General features: G+C 64.1%; 18 protein-coding genes. 6 read left to right on the top strand and 12 right to left on the bottom strand.

The window, feature by feature from the left end; translation table 11 throughout:
- Positions 1-67 precede the first annotated feature (67 nt).
- The 3 genes from moaC to lexA all read left to right on the top strand — a co-directional run bounded on the left by moaC (position 68) and on the right by lexA (position 2,493).
- The gene (moaC, locus tag PQ457_RS04430; protein WP_273618561.1) at positions 68-541 is read left to right on the top strand and encodes a cyclic pyranopterin monophosphate synthase MoaC; all 474 of its coding nucleotides are present in this window, start codon (positions 68-70) and stop codon (positions 539-541) included.
- Entirely contained in the window at positions 538-1,743 is a 1,206-nt protein-coding gene (locus PQ457_RS04425; protein ID WP_273618560.1) for a molybdopterin molybdotransferase MoeA, read from the top strand. The genes moaC and PQ457_RS04425 overlap by 4 nt, the downstream gene beginning before the upstream one ends.
- 66 nt (positions 1,744-1,809) lie before the next feature.
- Entirely contained in the window at positions 1,810-2,493 is a 684-nt protein-coding gene (gene lexA, locus PQ457_RS04420; protein ID WP_273618559.1) for a transcriptional repressor LexA, read from the top strand.
- Here the strand turns inward: lexA and PQ457_RS04415 are convergent.
- Positions 2,487-4,589, bottom strand: a complete 2,103-nt coding sequence (locus tag PQ457_RS04415) for a ComEC/Rec2 family competence protein (RefSeq protein ID WP_273618558.1) — start codon at positions 4,587-4,589, stop codon at positions 2,487-2,489. The genes lexA and PQ457_RS04415 overlap by 7 nt on opposite strands.
- A gap of 171 nt (positions 4,590-4,760) precedes the next feature.
- On the opposite strand from PQ457_RS04415, the gene gltX reads away from it, so the two are divergent.
- Both gltX and gltA read left to right on the top strand, forming a co-directional pair.
- Positions 4,761-6,215, top strand: a complete 1,455-nt coding sequence (gene gltX / locus PQ457_RS04410; RefSeq protein WP_273618557.1) for a glutamate--tRNA ligase — start codon at positions 4,761-4,763, stop codon at positions 6,213-6,215.
- Between the two features lie 36 nt (positions 6,216-6,251).
- Entirely contained in the window at positions 6,252-7,535 is a 1,284-nt protein-coding gene (gene gltA, locus PQ457_RS04405; RefSeq protein WP_273618556.1) for a citrate synthase, read from the top strand.
- Between the two features lie 315 nt (positions 7,536-7,850).
- On the opposite strand, the gene PQ457_RS04400 is transcribed toward gltA, so the two are convergent.
- From PQ457_RS04400 to PQ457_RS04385, 4 genes are all read right to left on the bottom strand, one after another.
- Entirely contained in the window at positions 7,851-9,218 is a 1,368-nt protein-coding gene (locus PQ457_RS04400) for a sensor histidine kinase (RefSeq protein WP_273618555.1), read from the bottom strand.
- Complete coding sequence (locus PQ457_RS04395; RefSeq protein ID WP_273618554.1) at positions 9,215-10,147, bottom strand: hypothetical protein; 933 nt, start codon at positions 10,145-10,147, stop codon at positions 9,215-9,217. The genes PQ457_RS04400 and PQ457_RS04395 overlap by 4 nt, the downstream gene beginning before the upstream one ends.
- Positions 10,148-10,183: 36 nt before the next feature.
- Positions 10,184-11,317, bottom strand: a complete 1,134-nt coding sequence (locus tag PQ457_RS04390) for a hypothetical protein (protein ID WP_273618553.1) — start codon at positions 11,315-11,317, stop codon at positions 10,184-10,186.
- A 210-nt stretch (positions 11,318-11,527) separates the two neighbouring features.
- Entirely contained in the window at positions 11,528-11,830 is a 303-nt protein-coding gene (locus PQ457_RS04385; RefSeq protein ID WP_168602404.1) for an Hpt domain-containing protein, read from the bottom strand.
- A gap of 71 nt (positions 11,831-11,901) precedes the next feature.
- Between PQ457_RS04385 and PQ457_RS04380 the strand changes: the two genes are divergently transcribed.
- Positions 11,902-14,253 (top strand): coiled-coil domain-containing protein, encoded by a 2,352-nt coding sequence (locus tag PQ457_RS04380; RefSeq protein ID WP_273618552.1) that lies wholly within the window; start codon positions 11,902-11,904, stop codon positions 14,251-14,253.
- Positions 14,254-14,264: 11 nt separating this feature from the next.
- On the opposite strand, the gene PQ457_RS04375 is transcribed toward PQ457_RS04380, so the two are convergent.
- From PQ457_RS04375 to nuoL, 7 genes are all read right to left on the bottom strand, one after another.
- Positions 14,265-14,549, bottom strand: coding sequence for a DUF1467 family protein (locus PQ457_RS04375; RefSeq protein WP_273618551.1), 285 nt, complete (start codon positions 14,547-14,549; stop codon positions 14,265-14,267).
- The gene (locus tag PQ457_RS04370) at positions 14,546-16,150 is read right to left on the bottom strand and encodes a ribonuclease J (protein ID WP_273618550.1); all 1,605 of its coding nucleotides are present in this window, start codon (positions 16,148-16,150) and stop codon (positions 14,546-14,548) included. Before PQ457_RS04370 ends, PQ457_RS04375 begins: the two co-directional genes overlap by 4 nt.
- Positions 16,151-16,251: 101 nt before the next feature.
- Positions 16,252-17,031 carry a type III pantothenate kinase gene (locus PQ457_RS04365; protein ID WP_273618549.1) on the bottom strand — a complete coding sequence of 260 codons (780 nt, stop codon included), beginning with the start codon at positions 17,029-17,031 and terminating at the stop codon, positions 16,252-16,254.
- Between the two features lie 25 nt (positions 17,032-17,056).
- Positions 17,057-17,764: a biotin--[acetyl-CoA-carboxylase] ligase gene (locus PQ457_RS04360; RefSeq protein WP_273618548.1), complete on the bottom strand. Its 708-nt coding sequence runs from the start codon at positions 17,762-17,764 to the stop codon at positions 17,057-17,059.
- 14 nt (positions 17,765-17,778) lie between these two features.
- Entirely contained in the window at positions 17,779-19,242 is a 1,464-nt protein-coding gene (nuoN, locus tag PQ457_RS04355) for an NADH-quinone oxidoreductase subunit NuoN (protein ID WP_273618547.1), read from the bottom strand.
- Positions 19,242-20,786, bottom strand: a complete 1,545-nt coding sequence (locus tag PQ457_RS04350; protein ID WP_168602397.1) for an NADH-quinone oxidoreductase subunit M — start codon at positions 20,784-20,786, stop codon at positions 19,242-19,244. Before PQ457_RS04350 ends, nuoN begins: the two co-directional genes overlap by 1 nt.
- 28 nt (positions 20,787-20,814) lie before the next feature.
- Positions 20,815-22,863, bottom strand: coding sequence for an NADH-quinone oxidoreductase subunit L (gene nuoL, locus PQ457_RS04345; protein ID WP_273618546.1), 2,049 nt, complete (start codon positions 22,861-22,863; stop codon positions 20,815-20,817).
- Positions 22,864-22,867: the final 4 nt, after the last annotated feature.

Below are 22,867 nucleotides of genomic sequence, written 5' to 3'. Positions count from 1 at the left end.
AAGTCGGCTTACACCAACTCGCGCATTTCTTCGTTGCCTGATGCCTCCGCTTTGGCAAGAGAGAAGCATGAGCGAATTGACCCATCTCGATGCCCAGGGCCATGCACGCATGGTCGATGTCGGCGCCAAGGCCGAAACCGCGCGCGTGGCGATTGCCGCAGGCCGCATCCGCATGAGCGCGGCGGCGCTCAACGCGATCCGCGATGGCGATGTGCCAAAGGGTGATGTTCTGGCCGCAGCCCGCATTGCCGGGATCATGGCGGCCAAGAAAACCGCCGATCTGATCCCTTTGTGCCACCCGCTGCCGCTGCACAGCGTGAGCATCGATTTTGCCGTCGAGGAAGGCGCGATCCGGGCCACGGCCACGGCCAGTCTGACCGGCAAAACCGGGGTGGAGATGGAGGCCTTGACCGCAGTTTCGCTCGCGCTCCTGACCATTTACGACATGGCCAAGGCGATCGACAAGGGCATGGTGATCGAGGAAGTCCGCCTGATCGAAAAGCGCGGCGGCAAATCGGGCCATTGGAAGGCCGAAGAATGAGCCGCGCCCCGCTGCCTTTGGAGGAAGCGCAGGCGCGGGTGCTGGCATTGGCCGGGCTGACGCAGGCGCAGGAAACGCCGATTGGGGCCGCGTTGGGCCGCTATCTGGCCGAACCACTTCTGGCCCGCCGGACACAGCCCGCCGCTGATCTGTCGGCGATGGACGGCTATGCGCTGGCGCCGGGCGATCTGGCCGGGCCTTGGGAAATTGTGGGCGAAAGCGCAGCGGGCCATCCCTTTGCGGGCGTGGTTCACCCCGGACAGGCGGTGCGCATTTCGACCGGTGCGCTGGTGCCCGAGGGCGCGGGCGTGGTGCTGTGTCAGGAAGACACCGCGCGCGAAGGCAATCACCTCACCCTGACCGGAACCCCGCCCAAGCCGGAGGGGCGCCACATCCGCCGCAAGGGTCTGGATTTCCGCGACGGCGACATGGTTCTGCCCGCAGGTACGCGGATCGGTGCGGCACAACTGGCACTGGCGATTGCGGCGGGGCATGGTGGGCTCTGCGTGCGGCGGCGCCCGCGTCTGGCGATCCTCGACAGCGGGGATGAGTTGATCGCGCCGGGCCTGCCCTGCCCGCCCGACCGCCTGCCCGCCAGCAATGGCGCGATGCTGGGGGCGATGGCGGCCGGGTTGGCGGGGGATATTCTGCGGCTGGGGCCGGTGGCCGATGATCTGGACGCGCTGGATGCGGCGCTGGCGCGCGCGAGCGATGCCGATGTGATCGTCACCAGCGGCGGGGCCTCAGTGGGCGATCATGACCTGATCCAGCCCGCGTTGTTGCGTTGGGGTGCGCAGGTCGATTTCTGGAAGGTTGCGATCCGGCCCGGCAAGCCCTTGCTGGTGGCCACGCGCGGATCGCAGGTGGTGATCGGCCTGCCCGGCAATCCGGTGTCGAGTTTTGTGACCGCCCATCTGTTCCTGCTGCCGCTGCTGCGCGCAATGCAGGGCGCGGGCGATCCCTTGCCCCGCACGGCGGTGGCGCAATTGACCGAACCGCTGGGGCCGGGAGCGGACCGGCGCGAGTTCATTCGCGGATGGTGGGACGGGCGCGATGTGATGCCGCGCCCGATGCGCGATTCCTCGGCGCTGGCGGCTATGGCGGCCAGCAATTGCCTGATCGAACATGACGCCTATGCCCCGGCAAAGGCGGCGGGCGAAATGATGCGCATCCATTTGATCGAAAATGGCGGAAACGCTTGACGAAGGGGTAATGGTTGCGTAATTGTTCCGCAATTGTTCACGCAACACCCCCGTTGGGAGGTTTCTATGCTCACCCGCAAACAGCACGAATTGCTGCGCTTCATCCAGTCCAGTCTCGAAGAGTCCGGCGTCTCGCCCAGCTTTGAGGAAATGAAGGAAGCGCTGGATCTGAAGTCGAAATCGGGGGTGCATCGGCTGATCTCCGCTTTGGAAGAACGCGGCTTTATCCGCCGCCTGCCCAACCGCGCCCGCGCGCTGGAGGTTTTGCGCCAGCCCGAGGATGTGACGCCCCCGGTCGGGGCCAAACCTGCCGCGCCGAAAAAGCCGGTTGAACTGGCCAGGCCTGCGGCGCCTTCGCCCGCCAATGATGTGGTGGAAATCCCGCTGCATGGGCGGATCGCGGCGGGTGTGCCGATCGAGGCGCTGGAGGGGCAGACGATGCTGCCGGTGCCCGCTGCGCTGCTGGGCGCGGGCGATCACTATGCGCTTGAGGTGTCGGGCGATTCCATGGTCGAGGCGGGCATCCTTGACGGCGATCTGGCGTTGATCCGCAAGACCGATATCGCGCGTGAGGGCGAGATCGTCGTTGCGCTGGTGCGTGGCGAGGAAGCGACGCTCAAATATCTGCGGCGCGAACGCGGCATGGTGCGGCTCGATCCGGCCAATGCGGCCTATGATCCGCAATATTATCAGCCCGGCGAGGTGCAGGTGCAGGGTAAACTGGCCGGATTGCTGCGCCGGTATCACTGATCCGGGGACAGAACAGAGGGGGGCGCAATGCTCCCCTCCTGCGGTTTCAGGCTGGGCGCGCGCCACCATGGATGCTGCCCTTGACTTTGCGCCACGGTGACGATCCGCCCCTGCGCCAGATAGAGCGCGATGCCCCCGGTGCGATAGAGCAAGGGTTCGTCCGCCCGCAGCAGACGGGGGCGGCATGAGGGCGCAAGCGCCACGCGCGACACGACAACATCGACATAGGCGCAGGCCGTCGCCATCGCCTTTTCCTCCACCATCCCCCCGCCCCGCGCCGCAAGAATGCGCCAGTTGCGCCCCCCATGCGTGACGGTGATGCGGCAAAAGCTCTCGTTGCATTGCGCGCCGCGCCATTGTTCGATTGGAATGGCCTCGCCGGTGGTGCCCATCGCCTCCTGCATGCTGTCACGGGCGTAGGTGGAGCGGCCCTGCCCGAGCATCAGCAATTGGTGACTCTGCGGGTCGATCAGGCCAAGTTGGCGCCCATCACCGGCGATGACCACATCGGGCGGGGTCAGCAACGCCAGCCACAGGCACCCCGCCACCGCCGGGATCAGCCCCAGCAACCGGACACGCCCTCGCCACAGCGCCAGCCACAGCATCCCCAGCACCATGAAACCATAGGCCTCGCCGCCCATCATCGGCAGTTGCGCCACCGCATCCGGGCGCGCCGCCACCCATCGCGCCAGCGCCAGCAGCAGATCGAGCGACCAGCCACACAGATGCCAGAAAAGCGCCCCCGCCCCAACCAGATCGAAGGCCAATCCCGCCCCTATCAGCGGCATGGAAACAAAAGTCGTCAGGGGGATAGCGACCAGATTGGCCAGCGATCCATAGATCCCCGCGCGGTGGAAATGGAAGAAGGCCACCGGCATCAGCGCCAGTTCGATCACCAGCCCTGTCAGCAGCAGCATCGCCAGATCGCGGCCCAGTCGGATCCACCAGCCTTCCTGACGCCGGGCAAGGAAGGCGCGGACGGGCGCGGCCTCATGCAAAGCCACAATTGCCAACACCGACCCAAAGCTCATCTGGAAACTTGGGCCCACCACCGCCTCGGGCCACAGCAGCATGACAAACCCAGCCGCCAGCGCCAGCAAACGCACCGAAAAGGGGCGCCGCCCCGCCGCCATCGCCGCCAGAGCCAGCAGCGCGCCAAGGCAGGAACGCACCGTCGGCACCTCCGCCCCGGTCAGCAGCGTATAGGCGATTGCCGCCAGCCCGCCGATCCCTCCGGCCAGCAAAGGCAGGCGGACGCGCAGCACCAGCCATGGCCACAGGCCCAGCAGCCGCAAGGCAAGAAGATAGGTCGCGGCCACCACCGCGCTGACATGCAGACCGGAGACGGAAAGCAGATGCGTCAGGCCGGCATTGCGCATTGCGGCCTCGTCCTGCGGCGAGATGCCGCCGCGCTCGCCGCTGGCAAAGGCCGCCGCCATGCCGCCCGCCGATCCGGGCACCGCCGCGCGCACATGGGCCGCCAGTGCGTGGCGCCATGGCGCAAGGCCCGACTCCGCGCCCTGCGACTCGACCTCAACCGGCCCCAGCGCGCTGCCCGTGGCGGCCAGACCGTCAAACCATGCCGCGCGGGCGAAATCATAGCCTCCTGGCAGGCGCGGCGGGGCCGGGGGGAAGAGCCTTGCGCGCAACTGCACCACCGCCCCCTCACAGGCACCCGGAGCCAAGTCATTGGGCTTTAAAGAGATTCGCGCCTTGATTGCCCGATCCCCGCCCGGCAGGCGCAGGCCCACCACCAACCGAATCCGCGATTGGGCGGTCAATTCCTGTCGCTCGATCACCACGGCGCGCAGATCGAGCACCAACGGGCCGGGAATCGCGGGCGCGCCGACCAAGGTCGACTTGCACCAGACCAGACCGCAGCCAAGAGCGACCGACAAAGAAAGCGACAAAACCGCGCGAGGCAGGCAGACCAGATCGCCGCCCCGGCGCAGAAACATACCGGCCGCGAGCGCCACCAACAAACATAATGTTATCAAACATATCCATTGCGGCCAATCGGCCAGCACGAACCACCCGGCCACCCCCGCCGCCATGCCCACGGCCAGCCATGGCGCAAGGGTCGGCCCGGCGTTCAACAGAAAATGCTCTAAGACCAAAGCAAAACTTGCCAAGCGCGCGCGGCTGCGCCAAGGGCCATGTTGCGTTGCAGCGCTATCCCCCCCCAAAGAGGCGGGACGCTCTGCCGATTGGGTGTTGCTGTGGGTCGCTGGAACCATGGGCCCTTATAGGACAGAAAGGACAAGGGAATGACAAGTTCGGGGTTGGCTGGCAGCAATAGCACCGGCAAACGCCCTGTTGTCACCCGTTTTGCGCCTTCTCCCACAGGTTTTCTGCATATTGGCGGCGCGCGGACGGCTCTGTTCAACTGGCTCTATGCCCGTGCAAATGGCGGCCAATATCTGCTCCGCATCGAAGATACCGACCGTGCGCGTTCGACCGACGCGGCCATTGACGCGATCTTTGACGGTCTGCGCTGGCTGGGTCTGGATGGCGATCAGCCTGCGGTGATGCAGTTCGAGCGCTCGCCCCGCCATGCCGAGGTGGCGCATAAGCTGCTGGAGGCTGGTCATGCCTATCGCTGCTATCTGACGCAGGAAGAGCTGACCGCGATGCGCGAGGCGGCGCAGGCCGAAAAGCGCCCGTTCCGTATCCAGTCGCCCTGGCGCGACGCCACGCCCGATCAATGGCCCGAGGGTCAGCCCTATGTCGTGCGCATCAAGGCGCCCCGCGAAGGCGCGACCGTGATCGACGATCTGGTGCAGGGCAGCATCACGGTACAGAACGTTGAGCTGGATGACTTCATCATCCTGCGCAGCGACGGTACGCCGACCTATATGCTGGCCGTGGTGGTCGACGATCACGATATGGGCGTGACCCATGTGATCCGCGGCGATGACCATATCAACAATGCCTTTCGTCAGTTGGTGATCATCCGCGCGATGGATGCCATCGAAGGCAATTGGCCCGATCCCGAATATGGCCATATCCCACTGATCCATGGCGCGGACGGGGCGAAACTGTCCAAGCGTCACGGTGCGCTGGGTGTGGACGCCTATCGCGACGACATGGGTCTGCTGCCCGAGGCCGTACTCAACTATCTGATGCGGCTTGGCTGGGGTCATGGGGATGAGGAAATCATCTCGATTGCCCAAGCCATCGAATGGTTCGACATCAAGGATGTAAACAAGGGCGCCTCGCGTTTCGACTTTGCCAAGTTGGCCAATCTCAATGGCCATTACCTGCGCGAGGCCGATGATGCGCGTCTGGCCGGTCTGGTGGCTGCGCGGATCACCGATCTGCCGGTGGATCTCGACCTGTTGGCCCGCGCCATGCCGGTGTTGAAGGTTCGCGCCAAGGATCTCAATGAGTTGGCGGGAGCTGCGCGCTTCCTGTTCGTGTCGCGCCCGTTGGCGCTGGAGGAAAAGGCCGCCGCGCTGCTGACCGAGGAAGCGCGCGCCATTCTCCAAAAAATACACGCAACGCTGTTGCAGGAAACGCACTGGACAATCGAGGCCCTGGAGGCCACGGTCAAATCACTGGCCGGCGAGCTTGGGCTCGGTCTTGGTAAACTGGCGCAACCGCTTCGCGCGGCGCTGACCGGGCAAACCACGTCTCCGGGCATTTTCGACGTTTTGATCCTACTTGGGCGAGAGGAAAGCCTCGCGCGCATCGCGGAGCAAATGGAAACCACAAACATTTGAGCCCATATTTAGAGCCAAAGTACAAGGAGTGTTGCGGTGGGTGATACGGCAAAGTTCATCGTCGAGGGCAAGGAAGTTGAATCTCCGATCCTGAAGGGCAGCGTTGGGCCGGATGTTATCGACATCCGCAAGCTCTATGCCCAGACTGGCGCATTCACCTATGACCCCGGCTTCACTTCGACGGCATCGTGCGAAAGCGCGCTGACCTATATCGACGGCGACGAGGGTGTGCTGCTGCATCGCGGCTATCCGATCGGTCAGCTGGCCGAAAATTCGTCCTTCATGGAGGTCTGCTACCTCCTGCTGAACGGCGAACTGCCCAGCGCCGCCGAACTGGACGGCTTTACGCGCACGATCACGCGCCACACGATGGTGCATGAGCAGCTTTCCAGCTTCTTCAAGGGCTTCCGCCGCGACGCTCACCCGATGGCCATCATGGTCGGCGTGGTCGGCGCGCTCTCGGCCTTCTATCATGACAGCACGGATATCTCCGATCCGGTGCAGCGCCGCATCTCGGCCCACCGCCTGATCGCGAAGATCCCGACGATTGCCGCCATGGCCTACAAGTATTCGGTGGGTCAGCCCTTCGTCTATCCCGACAACAAGCTGTCCTATGCCGGCAACTTCCTGCGCATGACCTTTGGCGTTCCGGCCGAAGAATATGAAGTTGTGCCCGCCGTCGAAAAGGCGATGGACCGCATCTTCATCCTGCACGCCGACCACGAACAGAATGCTTCGACCTCGACCGTGCGTCTGGCAGGGTCCTCGGGCGCCAACCCGTTTGCCTGCGTTGCCGCCGGCATCGCCTGCCTGTGGGGTCCGGCCCATGGCGGCGCGAACGAAGCCTGCCTCAATATGCTGCGCGAAATCGGCACGCCCGACAAGATCCCGCACTATATCGAGCGCGCCAAGGACAAGAACGATCCGTTCCGCCTGATGGGCTTTGGCCACCGCGTTTACAAGAACCGCGACCCGCGCGCGACCGTGATGCAAAAGACCGTGCGCGAAGTGTTCGACGCGCTCAATGTTCAGGACCCGCTGTTCGAAACCGCGCTGCGCCTTGAAGAGATCGCGCTGAACGATCCCTACTTCATCGAAAAGAAGCTGTTCCCCAACGTCGACTTCTATTCGGGCATCATCCTGTCGGCCATCGGCTTCCCCACCACCATGTTCACCGTGCTCTTCGCTCTGGCGCGCACCGTGGGCTGGGTGGCCCAGTGGAACGAAATGATCGAAGATCCCAGCCAGAAGATCGGTCGTCCGCGCCAGCTCTACACCGGCCCGACGCAGCGCGATTACGTGCCCGTTGGCCAGCGTTAAGCCTTAAGGCTCGACCATTCAGGAACGCGGGGGAAGGGAAACTTTCCCCCGCGTTTTTGTTTGGGGTTTGGGTATTGAGAAAGGGGTTGAATACGAGGGTCTAAACCCTCGCGCTCCCATTACTGTCTGCGTTGTGTTTGGGATTCGGCGTTTTGTGTCGGACGCGGCCTTGGAAAAGCGAAAGCCTGCGGCGCCTCTATTCAGCGCCGCAGGCTTTCATGATTATGGCGCAACACCTCAAATCCAACCCAAATTAACGGGACTGCAAATGGCCCCCGCCCTTGGCCCGCCGGAGGCACTCTTATCTTAAAACCCCTACCCCTGCGGCAATTCCAGTACAAACCGCGCGCCCTGCCCCTGATGGCCCTCAACGCTGAGTTCACCCCCCATCGCCCGCGCCAGACGCCGCGAGATATAGAGCCCCAGCCCCGATCCGCCGTCGCCGCTGCGCCCCAGCCGTTCGAATTTGTCGAACACGCGGGCCGCATCCTGCGGCGAAAGGCCCGGCCCCTGATCCGCGATGGTGATCCGCGCGCGCCCTGCCCCTGCGGTCAGCAGCACCGAGATGGCCGAATTTTCAGGACTGTAACGAATGGCATTGCCGATCAGATTGAGCAGCACCTGAAGCACCCGGCGAAATTCGCCCACCGCGCCCAGATGCATGGTTTCGTCCGGCGCATGGATGGTGATGCCCTTTTCCCGCGCCCGCACGCCCAGAATGCCCGCCGCCCGCCGCGCCACATCGGCAAGGTCGATACGGTCCGCCGCCGGAGCGAAACCTTCCGCCTCAATGATCTCCATATCGGAGAGATCCTCGATCAGCGTCAGCAGATGCTGGCCCGCCGCCGCGATATCGCCCGCATAACCGGCATATTCCTCGGTCAGCGGCCCTGCGCGGCGGGTGCGGATGGTTTCGGCATTGGCGATGATGCGCGCGATGGGCTGGCGCAGAACCGGGGCCATTTCGCGCCCGATCACCGAGCTGGCCTTGCTTGGCGGGCTGGGAGCAGCGACCGCTGGTTCGGCCGGTTCCGGCAAAGGCTGATCGCTGGTCAGGCACAGGTCAAAACCGAGTGTTTCGCCCTCCGGTCCGGTCTGCGGCAGGATCGTCGCGCGCCACACGCGCTGCGATCCTGGCACCACCACGGTTGCCCCATCAAGCAGGCGCCAATGCAAAGGCTGCCGCTGCCCAGAGCCGGGCACGTCGACAAAATCGGTCCATGGCCGCCCGATCCCGCCGCGCATCGCCTGCGCCACCTGCGCCAGATCACCGGCCAAAGCATCGACCGTCATCAGACGCTGGCCCGGATCGAGCCGCGCGGTCAGTTCGGCCAGCGCCCTGTCAATCTCAACGCGCCGCCGGTTGGCCAGATCGGCCGGTTCGGGCGGCAGGCTGCTTGCCTGCCAGTGGCGCAGGATGATCAGGCAGCCGCCCTCTTGCGGCGTCACCTCGATCCATGCGCGGATGGTTTCCTGCCCATCCTGCGCAATGATCGGCCGCGCCAGTTTCAGGCCGAATCCGCGCGCCTTGCTGACCAGTTCGCGCAGTTCGGGCACGGCAATCGCGCCCGGAATCGTTCCGCCGCAGCGGATCTGAAGCGCCGAGAGCGGTTCGTCTGCCCGCAGCAGCCGATCCTCACCATCGCTTTGCGCCTCAACCTGAATGCGCTCAGGCGCGCTCATGCAAGGCGCCCCAAAGCCTGCGCCGCCTCGACCAGCAATTCGCCCGCCCGTTCGACGCTGAGCCGCGCCAGACCGTCGGGGCGGATCGTCTGCGGATGGAGGATGAGCAGATTTTCCTCGATCACACCCAGTTTGGCCCCGCCCGCGCGCAGCGCCACCGACAGGCGCGCCTGTTGCCCGTCGCGCATTGAGAGCAGCACCGATTCGCGCGATCCATCGCCCGCCAGAGCCAGCGCCGAGGCAAACATCGCCACCCCGCCATGGGCCAGAGCCAGCGCCGCCACCGAGCCCGCGCCCATCGCCGCCACCAGCTGCGCCAGCAGCCCAAGCCGGGTCGACGCCTCATCATAATGTTCGCGCAGCGCCTGAGCGGCATGGGCGGCGGCCTCTCCATCCTCCTCAACCGCGACATGCAGCGCGACCAGCACGCCATGCAGCAATTCGGCGGGCAGTTCGCTCAAGGGGAGCTGCATCCGGCGCTGATTCTGGGCAAAACGAGCCTGCGCGGCCAGCAATTTCATGCCTCGCGCCGAAGTCTCCGCCTCGCTCGATGCGATAAGCGCCTGAAGCAAAGGCGAAACCACCGGATCGACTCCAAGGCGGTCGGCCAGACGCTGGGTCATTTGCCATTCCAGCGCCAGCGCGTGAAGATGCGCCAGCAGGCCCGGAACCTCGGGCAATTGCTCCATCAGCATGTCGATAATGCCGCCGCGCCCGCCCGCATCGACCAACGCATATTCCAACTGATTCGCCAGATCGTCGAGCATCGCGCGCAGCCGCGCCAGCACATCGTCGCCGAACAGGCCCTGATCGCCGCAGACCAGCAAATGCCGCAAGACCGGCACCACCGACCCCACCACAGCATCGCCCCGCGCCAGTTGCAGGCGCAGCGAGGAATCACTCGAATCCCTGCCAGGAGCTTCAGACATACGGTCGGTCATGGACCCACTATAGTGGATAGGGTGTTAAGCTGGCGTTAGCCGATTTTGCCTTCCGGCCATAATTATGCCGCCCAGCAGCAGCGCAACCGCCAAAACCGCCACCCCATTGCGCAACAAACCAAGCAGCGAAAGCAGCGAGAGCACCAGCGCGAGCAGCGCCCGATCCTCCATCCACGCCGCCTTGCGACTCGCCACCACCGCCGGCACCAGGCGGATCAGCCCCAGCAGCATCAGCGGCGCGAACAGGCCCGCGACATAGCCTCGCTCGCCATGCGCCAGCCCCAGCAGGACCAGCAAAACGGCATCGACAATCCAGCGATAGATGACCGCAGGCGCCAGACGGGGCCGGGGCAAACGCAGCGAACGCCGCTCAAAACGGCCAAACATAGAGGCGCAGGCAAAACCCAGCCACGCCAGCGCCACCAGCATCAGCCCCAGCGTCAAGGCGCCAAAGCCCCCCGCCACCAGCCCCAGCGCGGCCAGCACGCCCGCCGCCATGGCCACCACCGTTCCGCCCGATCCGGCCTCGAGCAAGGCGGGCCCGGCCAGACGCACCACCTGCCCCGCCAGCCATTCGGAGGGTTGCAGCGGGCCATCGTCGAACAAATGATGACTGATCCAGTCCGGTTCGACCGCCTGAATTTCGCGTTCGTTATGGAGCAGGTTCCACCGCCCCTGCGCGATCACCTCATCGGGCACCGAACGCTGGGGCACACCGCCCTGCAAAGCGATTCGCTGGAGACAGGCGAAGGGTTCGACATCACCCGGCAATTCGGACAGGCGCTCGACCAGACGGCCCGGAAAGCGCATCGCCCCAGCCGAGGCGTAATTGAAATCGAGCCGCTCAAAACCGGCGGCCACGCCCCGTTCGACCGGCTGCACCAGCACAGTGGGCGTCGCCAGCAGTTCCTGCGCCAGATCCGGCCAAGCCAACACGCCATCACCCAGCGCGATCACCTCGTCCTGCGCGCTGACCAGCCCCATGATGCCATGCGCGCCGGTGACGCGGTGAAACAAGGCGCCCGCCTTTTCGGCGGCATGTTGCAGCGGGAGCAGCCCGTCGAGCCCGCCCGGCGCCACCACGATCACCCGGTCGCACCCCAATGAAAGCGCAATGGCCAATTGATGCCGCGCCAGCGTATGCCCGCCCAGCCGCATCAATCCGCGCGGCAAAATGGGAGATGCGCCGCCGGGGACGCCACCTGCCCCGCCACTTTCGCCGGTGACGGGCGCGATCAGGGATAAAAGCGCAACGCGCAAAACATTCTCCGGAAATGCCAATCTGGCCGAACCGGGCGGGTTGTAATCAAGGCCAACGATTATGCCAAGCAGCGATACGCAACCGCCACCCGAATGCGCGCGGCAAGATCAACCCAGCGGAAATTCATCCAGAAACGCTTGCAACTGGCGCAGTACGACCGGATCGCCCGGCGCGCCATCAAGCGCCTGATCGGCCAGCGCGATCAGCGGCCAAACCTGAAAACTGGCGGCGAGCCCTTTGAGGCGCATCGCGGCGACCTCCCAATTGCCATCGCAGCGTGCGCGGCGCAGCAGGTCGATCTGCCGCGCAAGGCTTTCATGAAAGCTCGCGCGCAATTCGCGCATCAATACCGGATCATCGCCAGCGGCGGCGGCGAGGGTCGCGTCAAGGGCACCTGCTTCATAAGCCATAAGCGCCACACTACACCGCAGAAGTTAAAGCAGTGTTTCCCCAAAGGCGGCTTGTGCGCTATCAAGGAGGGATGGCGAGCGGAACACCCATCTACAGCATCGAGGCCCAGCTATCTTCCGAGGAAGAAGTGAATAAGGGCATACCCTTAGACGCGCTGACAGGAGGCGAGGAAGAGGCAGGCTGGGATGAGGGCGGGCCTGCGCCGCGCCGGATGCCCGAATGGGTGCCGCCGGTGGTGGCGCTGGCTTTGGCGGCGGGTTGGAGCGCGCTGTTTGCCGCCGGTCAGGCCGGGGCCATGGCCGCCGCGCGCACGCCCGATGCGTGGAGCGCATTGGCGCTGCAATGGTCGCCCCCGGTGCTGCTGATCGCGCTGGTTTATCTGATCGTGCAGCGATCGAGCCGCCGTGAGGCCGCCCGCTTTGGCGATGCCGCAGCGCTGCTGCGCCGCGAATCGCAGGCGCTGGAGGAAAGGCTGACCTCGCTGAACCGGGAACTCAGTCTGGCCCGCGAATTTCTGGCGGCGCAGACCCGCGAGTTGGATGCGTTGGGCCGCACCGCCGTTGACCGGATCGGCCAGAGCGCCGGACGCATCGATTCGCTGGTGCGCGACAATGCCGCGCAGGTCGAGGTGATCGGCAATGTCAGCGCCGCCGCACTGAACAATATGGAGCAATTGCGCGTCCATCTGCCCGTCATCACCAATGCGGCCAAGGATGTGACCAGCAATATCGGCAACGCGGGCCGAATCGCCCATGCCCATCTTCAGGACATGGTCAAAGGTCTGGAACGTTTGCAGGATTTTGGCCAGTCGAGCGAATTGCAGGTGACGGCCCTGCGCGAGCGGATCGAGAGCGGGCTGGCCGCGCTGGAGAGCCGGACGCAGCAGTTGGACGCGGTGATCACCGGGCGCTTCGACGCGCTGGAGGCCCGCTCGACCGGCTTTGCGCTGGATCTCGATCGCCATGAGGCCGAGGCCCGCGACGCGCTGCAAAGGCGCGCCGCGGTCATGGGCGAAGAGATTGCGGCCACCCGCGCCCGGCTGGATCAGGATGAGGCCGAGGCGCTGACCTCGCTGCGCGCGCGCCTGTCGGCGCTGCGGGACGAGGCGGCGACGATCGGCCGTTCTCTGCGCGAGAATGAGGCCGTGGCGCTGGGTGACTGGCAGGCGGCGACGGCGCGCCTGACCAATGATCTGTCCCGCCTCGACCGCGAATTGGCCCAGCGCCACGATGCCGCCATCGAGCGCGCAGGCAAGCTGGGCGTGATGAGCGAGGCGACCAGCCTGCGTCTGGCGCAGGCCGAGGCGCGGCTGGAAGCGATTGCGGCGGCCGATGCGGCGGTGTCGGGCGCGATGGAGCAGCGGCTTGAAGGGCTGGAACGGCGACTGGGCGAGACGGACAGGGGTTTGGAAAAGCTGACCGAATCGAGCGTCCGCCTGCTCGATCTGATCCAGTCCTCGGTCCTGCACAGCCGCGAGACGCTGCCCCCCGCGCTGGCGCAGAGCGAGGAACAATTGGCCGGGTTCGAGGCGCGGATTCAGGCGCTGCGCGGCATTGTGGTCGAGGCGGGCGCGCAGGGCGAGATGCTGGCCCAGCGGATGGATCAGGCCCAGGGCGTGGCCTTGGGCGTTGGCCATGCACTGAGCGCGCAGGATACGGCCGTTGGCCTGCTGCGCGACCATCTGGCGCAGGTGGAGAGCGAGGCCCAGCGCATCGCCAGCGACGCGCAGGGCGAATTGGGCGAGGCCATCCGCCAATTGGGCGGCAGCGTGATGCAGACGCTGGCCCTGATCGAAAGTCAGGGCGCGGCGCATGTCACTGCGCTGGCCGATCAATTGTCGAATGAGAGCGGTGCGGCGCTGGAGCGGGCGATGCGTCTCAAGGCCAGCGAGATCACAGGACAATTGGAGCAGGCCGCCGCCCATGCGTTGGGCATCAGCCGCGAGGCGGCGCACCAGTTGCGCGATCAGTTGCGCGAGGTGGAAAGCGTGATCGCTCATCTCGAAACCCGCGTGGCCGAGGCGCGCGACAAGGCCGAGGATCGCATGGACGGCGATTTCTCACGCCGGATGGCCATCATCACCGACATGCTGCAATCCAAGGCCGTGGACATCACCCGCGCGCTGGACACCGAAGTGGCCGACACCGCCTGGGCGGCCTATCTGCGCGGCGACCGGGGCATTTTCACCCGCCGCGCGGTGCGCCTGCTCGATACGGGCGATGCGCGCCATGTGCTGCATCTCTATGAGAATGACGGCGCGTTTCAGGCCCATGTGAACCGCTATATCCATGATTTCGAAGCGATGCTGCGCCATCTGCTCTCGACGCGCGATGGCCATGCGATCACGGTGACGCTGTTGTCCTCGGATATGGGCAAGCTTTATGTCGCGCTGGCGCAGGCGATCGAACGCCTGCGGGCATAGGGAATGCGCGCCTAATCCTTTTCCAACGAGGCAGGCACGTGAAAGGGTGCGAGATCCTCGATCCGCACCCAATCATAGACATAATTGGCGTAAAACAGCGCAAAAAGGATAGTCGAAACCACCGTCGCGCGAATCGCCACGCGGCCTGGGCGGAAATTGCCCGGCGCGCTGGTGGCCTGCCCCTTGACCATTTCCTCGCCTGTCTCATCGGGTGTGCGGATCCCGAAGGGCAACACCAGAAAGGCCGAAATGACCCAGAAAAGCAAATAGATGGCAAAGATGGAGGCCAGTTTCACCGATCCAGCCCCTCCACCATCATCATCACCTTGACCTGCGGCTTCTTGCCGCACCAGCGGGTTGCGGCCCGCCGCGCGGCCAGACGCGCCGCCTCGGCCATCGCGCTTTCGTTGCGCTTGTCGGCCCCGCGCAATTTGCCCAGCGCCTCGACCACATCATTCTGCGCCTCGGCCACAAAGGCCTCGTAATCCTCGACCAGCGGCAGACCCAGACCCGCCACCTGAACGGCATATTCGTTGTGCCGCGCCCGGCCGGACACCGCCACCATCAGCACGCCATGCCAGGCCAGACGGCGGCGCATCACCACCGCTTCGCCATCGGCGGGCGCAATAATGTCACCATCCAGCACAAGGCGTCCGTTCGGCACTTCGGCAAATTTGCCCGGACGGCCCGGCGCCAAACGCACCAGATCGCCGTTCTTCTGCACCACCTGCGTGGGGATGCCGCTTTCCTTGCCGACCTTGGCCTGCTCGCGCATGTGGCGCATTTCGCCATGCACCGGCATCAGGATCTGGGGCCGCAGCCAGCTATAGATGGCCTCCAGCTCGGGCCGCCCCGGATGGCCCGAAACGTGAATGTCGGCCTGACGGTCGGTGACGACGGTGATGCCGTCGCCCGCCAACTGGTTCTGGATGCGCCCGATGGCGATCTCATTGCCTGGGATCTGGCGGCTGGAAAACAGCACCACATCGCCCGACTCCAGCTTGATCGGATGATTGCCCTCGGCAATGCGCGCCAAGGCGGCGCGCGGTTCGCCCTGCCCGCCGGTGGCCACGATCAACACCTGCCCACGCGGCAGGCTCATCGCGGTTTCAGGGTCGATGATATCGGGCAATTTGCCCAGATAGCCGCAGCCCTCGGCGGCCTGGATGATCCGGTCGAGCGAGCGGCCCGATACGCAAAGCCGTCGGTTGGTCGCCTTGGCCACCTCGCCCAGCGTGTGCAGGCGCGCGACATTGCTGGCAAAGGTCGTAACCAGCACGCGCTTGCCCTTGTGGCGCGCGACTTCCTCTTTCATCGCGCGGGCCACTTCGCCCTCGCTGCCCGAAGGCGCGGGGTTGAACACATTGGTGCTGTCGCAGACCAGCGCCAGCACGCCCTCTTCACCAATCGCGGTCAATTGCGCGGGCGTGGCGGGCGTGCCGATGATCGGTTCATCATCCAGCTTCCAGTCGCCGGTATGGAACACCCGGCCATAGGGCGTGTCGATCAGCAGCGCATGCCCCTCGGCAATCGAGTGGGCGAGCGGGACATAGCGGATGCCGAAAGGCCCCAATTCAAACTGGTCGAAATGGTCGATGACGTTCAATTCAACGTCGCGCTCGATCCCCGCTTCGGCCAGCTTGGCCGCCACCAGTTTCGCGGTAAAGGGCGTCGCATAAAGCGGCACATCCAGATCAGCGGCGAAATAGGGCACCGCGCCGATATGATCCTCATGCGCATGGGTCAGCACGATGCCGACCAGATCCTCGCGCCGCTCCTCGATAAAGGCCAGATCGGCAAAGACCAGTTCGCTGCCCGGATATTCGTTCCCGGCAAAGGTCATGCCCAGATCGACCATCAGCCATTTGCCATGCGCGCCATAGAGATTGACATTCATGCCAATCTCGCCCGACCCGCCCAGCGCGCAAAACAGCAATTCCTTGCCGGGCGTGAACGGATCCTTATTGTCAGACTTGCGCGCTATCGTACTTCTCCAGTTTATCGTGTTGCGGCGCGCTCGGCGAGCAGCGCCAGGCCGTTAAGGGTAAGGTCGTGTTCGACCACGTCAAACAATCCGGGCTGATGATCGAACAAAACCGCAAGGCCGCCCGTCGCGATCACCGTCACGGGCCGCGCGATCTGGGCCCGCATTCGCGCGATCAGCCCCTCGATCATCGCAACATAGCCCCAATAGACCCCGATCAGCATCTGGTCCTCGGTATTGGTCCCGATGACGCCGGGCTTTTCCGGCACGGCAATCGCGATACGCGGCAATTTCGCCGTATTGCCCACCAGCGCATCGAGCGAAAGGTTGATGCCCGGTGCGATGATCCCGCCCTTATAGGCCCCTCGCCCGTCGATGTGGTCAATGGTGGTGGCGGTGCCGAAATCGACGACGATCAGATCGCCGGGAAATTTCTCATGCGCGCCAATCGCATTGACGGCGCGGTCCGCACCCAAAGATTTGGGCGAATCCACATCAACATCAATGCCGTAATCGGCCTTGCCTACGCCCGCCACCAGCAATTCGGTGTCGAAATATTTGGTCGCCAGCACCTGAAGATTATGCAGCGCGCGCGGCACCACGGTCGACACGATCATGCCGCCAATCTGATCGCGGGAATAGCCCTCAATCGTCATCAGTTGCAGCAGCCAGACCGCAAATTCATCGGCTGTGCGGCGCGGATCGGTGGCAATGCGCCAACGCGTCTTCATCTCGCGCCCGTCATAGAGCGCAAAGACGACATTGGTATTGCCCACATCAATGGCCAGCAGCATGCCGCCTCTCTCCGCTTGTCTTATATCAGGCGAGTTCGACGTCGCCTGCGTGAATGGTTTGGACCGTGCCGCCCGAAAGCTGCAACCGCAAGGCCCCATCCTCATTCAGCCCCGAAAAATTGCCGCTGATCACCCGTCCGCTGGCCTCGCGGACCACGAGCGGCGTACCGAGGGGATGCGCCGCGGCCTGCCAACGTTGAACCAGCGCTGAAAGGCCGAATTGGCGCCAATGGGCCAGTTCGCCGGCAAACCGGGCCGTCAAAGTCATGGCAAAGGCGTCACGGTCGGGCGCCGGGCCATAATGGCTGAGCGCCGCCGTCTCACGATCAGGCAATTGCGGTGCGCTGGCCAAATTGACCCCGATGCCGACAATCACAAACCCGGCCACCGCCTCCAGCAGGATCCCGGCCACCTTGGCCTGCCCGACCAGCACGTCATTGGGCCATTTCAGCAAGGCGCAACGCGGCGGAGGCACCAGATCGGCAACGCAGGCCTGAACGGCAACGCCTGCCACCAGCGCGAGGCTGGGAGCAGGCGGTTGATGCGCGTCGATACGCACCACAGTCGAGCCCATGAAATTGCCAAGCCCGTCATTCCAGACCCGGCCCAACCGCCCCCGCCCCGCATTCTGGCGGTCGGCGATCAGCCAGTGTCCTTCAGCAACCGGCTCGCCCGATGTCAGCCTTTGCGCAAGGTCTGCATTGGTCGAGCCGGTCAGGCCGATGATTTCCATCAAAGCACAGGTTCTCAGGCCGCGTGGAACAGCGCCGCCGCCGCCGACTGGGCCAGACCGCCCAGCCAACCGGTGAACAGATAGCCGACCGGAGAAATCACGACGGCGCTGCCATAGAGCAGGACCGCGTGAACACCGTCGACCGAGCCAACAACCTTGTCCGCCGGTTCATCGAAATACAGCACCTTGACCACCTTGAGGTAGTAGAAGGCACCGATCACCGAAGCCGCGATACCCACCGTGGCGAGCGGGACCAGACCAGCGGCAACCGCCGACTGGAAGACCACGAACTTGCCCCAGAAGCCGAAGAGCGGCGGGATACCGGCCAGGCTGAACATCACCATCGCCAGCACAAAGGCCAGACCCGGCTTGCTGCGCGACAGACCGGCAAGATCGGCGATCTTTTCCACCGAATTGCCTTCGGCGTCGCGCAGCGACAGGATCGCCACGAACCCGCCAATCGACATCACGACATAGATAGCCAGATACACCAGCATCGAAGCCGCGCCACCCGGCGTGGCGGCGGCCAGACCGATCAGCATGAAGCCGACGTTGTTGATCGACGAATAGGCCATCAGGCGCTTGATATTGCCCTGACCGATGGCCCCCAGCGCGCCCACGACGATCGAGAGCAGCGAAATGGCGACAATGATCTGCTGCCAGGCGGCCGCCTGCATGCCAAAGGCAAACAGCGTGACGCGCATGGTCAGCGCCAGAGCGGCAACCTTGGGCGCGGTGGCGAAGAAGGTCGTCACCGGGGTCGGCGCGCCTTCATAGACGTCGGGCGTCCACATATGGAACGGCACAGCGCTGATCTTGAAGGACAGGCCGACAAGGATGAACACCAGACCAAACAGCGAGCCGGTCGACATCTTGCCCACCAGCGCGGTGTGGATCGCCTCAAAACTCGTGCTGCCGGCAAAGCCATAGGTCAGGCTGATGCCGAAGAGCAGGATGCCCGAAGCCAGCGAACCCAGCACGAAATACTTCAGACCCGCTTCGGGCGAACGATCATCGGTGCGCAGCATGGCCGCCAGCACATAGGCCGCCAGCGAGTTCATTTCGAGGCCGACATAGAGCGTGAGCATGTCGGTGGCCGACACCATCAGGCCCATGCCCAGCGCCGCGAACAGCGCCAGCACCGGATATTCGGCGCGATAGCCGCCCTGACGCTCAAAGAAGCCGGGCGCCACCAGCAACGAAGCACCCGCCGCGCCATAGATCAACAGCTTGGCAAAGGAGGAGAAGCTGTCCGCCGCATACTGGCCGTAAAAAGCCGTAGCTTCGGCACCGAACACGCCGCCGCCCAGCGCAGGCGCGACCAGCACGCCCGCCACAGCCAAAGCCGCAACCGCGAGCCAGGTCACCAGACGGGCGGATTTGTCACCCGCCCATGCGCAGACCAGCAGGAGCACCAGCCCGGAGACGCTGAGGAATTCCTCAGCGGCCACCAGGCGAAGGGAAGATGCCCAGTTCATTACTTTTCACTCCCTTCGCCGCTATGCTCGGCGCTTTCATGAGTTTCAGCCACAGGATGGCCCGGCGTCACCTGCGCATCACCGGCCGGACGGGCCGCGGCAAGGCGGGCGTCAAGATGGGCGATGTCGGCGCGGATCGGCGCGATGAAGCTTTCAGGATAGATACCCATCCACAGCGTCGCGATCACCAGCGGCGTCAGCAGCAGATATTCGCGCGCCGTCAGATCCGGCATCGCGGCGGCATCGGCATTCTTCTGCTCGCCAAAGGCAACCCGGCGATAGAGATACAGCATATAGGCCGCACCCAGAATGATGCCCGTGCCCGCGATCAGCGCGGTCCAGCTCGACGCCTTGTAGATGCCCTGAAGCGACAGGAATTCACCGACAAAGTTGGCGGTGGCGGGCAGCCCCACCGAAGCCATGGTGAAGAACATGAAGAACAGCGCATAATGCGGCATGTTGATCGCAATACCGCCGTAGCGGTTGATTTCGCGGGTATGCAGGCGATCATAGATCACGCCCACGCAGAGGAAGAGCGCGCCCGACACCAGACCGTGAGCCAGCATCACCACCATCGAGCCTTCAAGACCCTGACGGTTGAAGGCAAACAGGCCGAGCGTCACGATGGCCATATGCGCCACCGACGAATAGGCAATCAGCTTCTTCATGTCCGACTGAACCAGCGCGACCAGCGAGGTGTAAACCACCGCGACGATCGAGAGGCCCCACACCAGCGGCGCGAAATAGGCGCTGGCTTCGGGGAAGAAGGGCAGGCTGAAGCGGATGAAGCCATAGCCGCCCATCTTGAGCAGCACGCCCGCCAGGATGACCGAACCAGCGGTCGGCGCCTGCACGTGCGCGTCGGGAAGCCAGGTGTGCACCGGCCACATCGGCATCTTCACCGCGAAAGAGGCGAAGAAGGCCAGCCACAGCAGATACTGCGCCTGCACCGGGAAGTTGTATTCCATCAGCACGGGGATCGACGTGGTGCCCGTCAGGTTCACGATCCACAGCATGGCGATCAGCATCAGCACCGAGCCAAGCAGCGTATAGAGGAAGAACTTGTAGCTGGCGTAGATGCGATCCGCGCCGCCCCAGATGCCGATGATCAGATACATCGGGATCAGACCTGCCTCGAACAGGATGTAGAACAGGAAGAGATCCTGCGCCGCGAAAACACCGATCATCAGCGTTTCCATGAACAGGAACGCGGCCATATATTCAGGCACGCGCTTTTCGATCGCGTCCCAGCTGGCACCGATACAGATCGGCATCAGGAAGACGGACAGGACGATCAGCACCAGAGCGATGCCGTCAATGCCAAGCGCCCAGCTGAAACCGCTGAACAATTGGGCGTGTTCGACGAATTGCCACTGGGGCCCGCCGATCTGGTAATTGGCCCAGAGATCGAGGCCCAGCGCCAGGTCGATCAACGTCGCCACCAACGCGATGGTGCGCGCGGCCCCGGCCGAGGCGAACAAAGCCGCCACAGCCGCAACCGCTGGCACCGCCAGCATCAGCGAAAGGATGGGAAAACCGGTCATTGCCATAAAACCTTTTCGCTGCCCGCCTTTATCGAGTGAGAACCCAGCTGACCGCAGCCACCAGGCCGATCAGCATCCACAGCGCATAGCTGGTGAGCAGACCAGATTGGAGACGACGGGCCAGACCCGTGCCCTGAACCACAACCCAGGCCGCACCATTGGGGCCAAAGCGGTCAATGAAGCCGACATCGCCAGCCTTCCAGAACAACCGGCCCAGCGCGAAGGCGGGGCGGACGAACAGGAAGTTGTAGAGTTCGTCAAAGAACCACTTGTTGTAAACGAAAGTGTGGATCGGCTTGATCGCGCGGACAAAGGCCGCCGGAAAGCCGGGGTTGATGATGTAGGCGTAGATCGCGCCCAGCAGGCCGGTCACCATCACGCCGAACGGAGCCCACTTCACCCACACAGGCACTTCATGCATGTGGTGGATCAGGTGTTCCGAGAACACGAGGCTGCCCTTCCAGAATTCACCCTCGCCTTCGGAGATGAAGGCATGGCTGAAGACGAAGCCGGCAAACACCGCACCGATGCTCAGGATGATGAGCGGGAGCAACATGACCAGCGGGCTTTCATGCGGGTGATAGCCAGCGGTGCCATCGTCGTCATGGGCATGGCCATGGTGATGGTCGTGACCGTGATCATGCCCATGCGCGTGATCATGCCCATGATCGTCATGAACGGCATGCTGGATATGCTCCGACTGCGACCAGCGGGGCTTGCCGAAGAAGGTGAGGAACACCAGACGCCAAGAGTAGAACGAGGTCAGCAGAGCCGCCGCGACGCCCATGAAGAAGGCAAAGTGGCCAACGCCCGTGCCGGTGCCATAGGCCGCTTCGAGGATCGAGTCCTTCGAATAGAAGCCTGCAAAGCCGAACACGTCCACCAGACCAACGCCAGTGATCGCCAGCGTACCGGCCATCATCGCCCAATAGGTGAGCGGGATCTTCTTACGCAGCGCGCCGTAATAGCGCATGTCCTGCTCGTGATGCATCGCATGGATCACGCTGCCGGCGCCAAGGAACAACAGAGCCTTGAAGAAAGCGTGCGTGAACAGGTGGAACATGGCCGCACCGAAAGCGCCCGAACCAGCCGCAAAGAACATATAGCCCAGCTGCGAACAGGTCGAATAGGCGATCACGCGCTTGATGTCCCACTGCGTCGTGCCGATGGTGGCGGCAAAGAAGCAGGTGGCGGCGCCAACGATGGTGACAAAAGTCATCGCATCGGGGCTGGCCGAGAACAGCGGCGAAAGGCGGCAGGTCATGAACACGCCTGCGGTCACCATGGTGGCCGCGTGGATCAGCGCCGACACAGGGGTCGGGCCTTCCATCGCGTCCGGGAGCCACGTGTGAAGACCAAGCTGGGCCGACTTGCCCATCGCGCCGATGAACAGCAGGATCGAAATAATCGTCAGCGTGTCAAAACGGTGGCCAAGGAAGCCGATCGTGCTGCCCGCATGGTTGGGAACATTGGCGAGGATTTCGGGGATCGACACCGTGCCGAACACCAGAAACACGCCGAAGATACCCAGCATGAAGCCAAGGTCACCCACCCGGTTGACCACGAAAGCCTTGATAGCGGCCGCGCCGGCACTGGGCTTGCGGAACCAGAAGCCGATCAGCAGATACGAGGCCAGACCCACGCCTTCCCAGCCGAAGAACATCTGAACCAGATTGTTCGCGGTCACCAGCATGAGCATGGCGAAGGTGAAGAGCGAGAGATAGGAGAAGAAGCGCGGCTGATCCGGCTCTTCGTCCATATAGCCCCAGCTGTAAAGGTGAACCAGAGCCGAGACGCTGGTGATCACCACCAGCATCACCGCCGTCAGCGTGTCGACGCGCAGTTCCCAGTTAAAGCTGAGATCGCCCGACTGCACCCACTTGAGCACGGGAACGACGGTGGCTTCGGCATGGCCGGTCAGAAAGGGGGTGAAAGTCATCCATGAAAGGAAGCAAGCTGCGAACAGCGCTCCCGTCGTCACCACCTTGGCCGGGAACTTGCCCAGCGCCTTGTTGCCAAGCCCGGCGATAACCGAGGCCAGCAACGGCAGGAAAACAATGAAGAGGATCGAATGCACAGGT

This window comes from Novosphingobium humi (genome assembly GCF_028607105.1).
Lineage (GTDB): Bacteria > Pseudomonadota > Alphaproteobacteria > Sphingomonadales > Sphingomonadaceae > Novosphingobium > Novosphingobium humi.
Note: the sequence above shows the minus strand (reverse complement) of the source record. Positions and strands in the feature narration are given on the sequence as shown.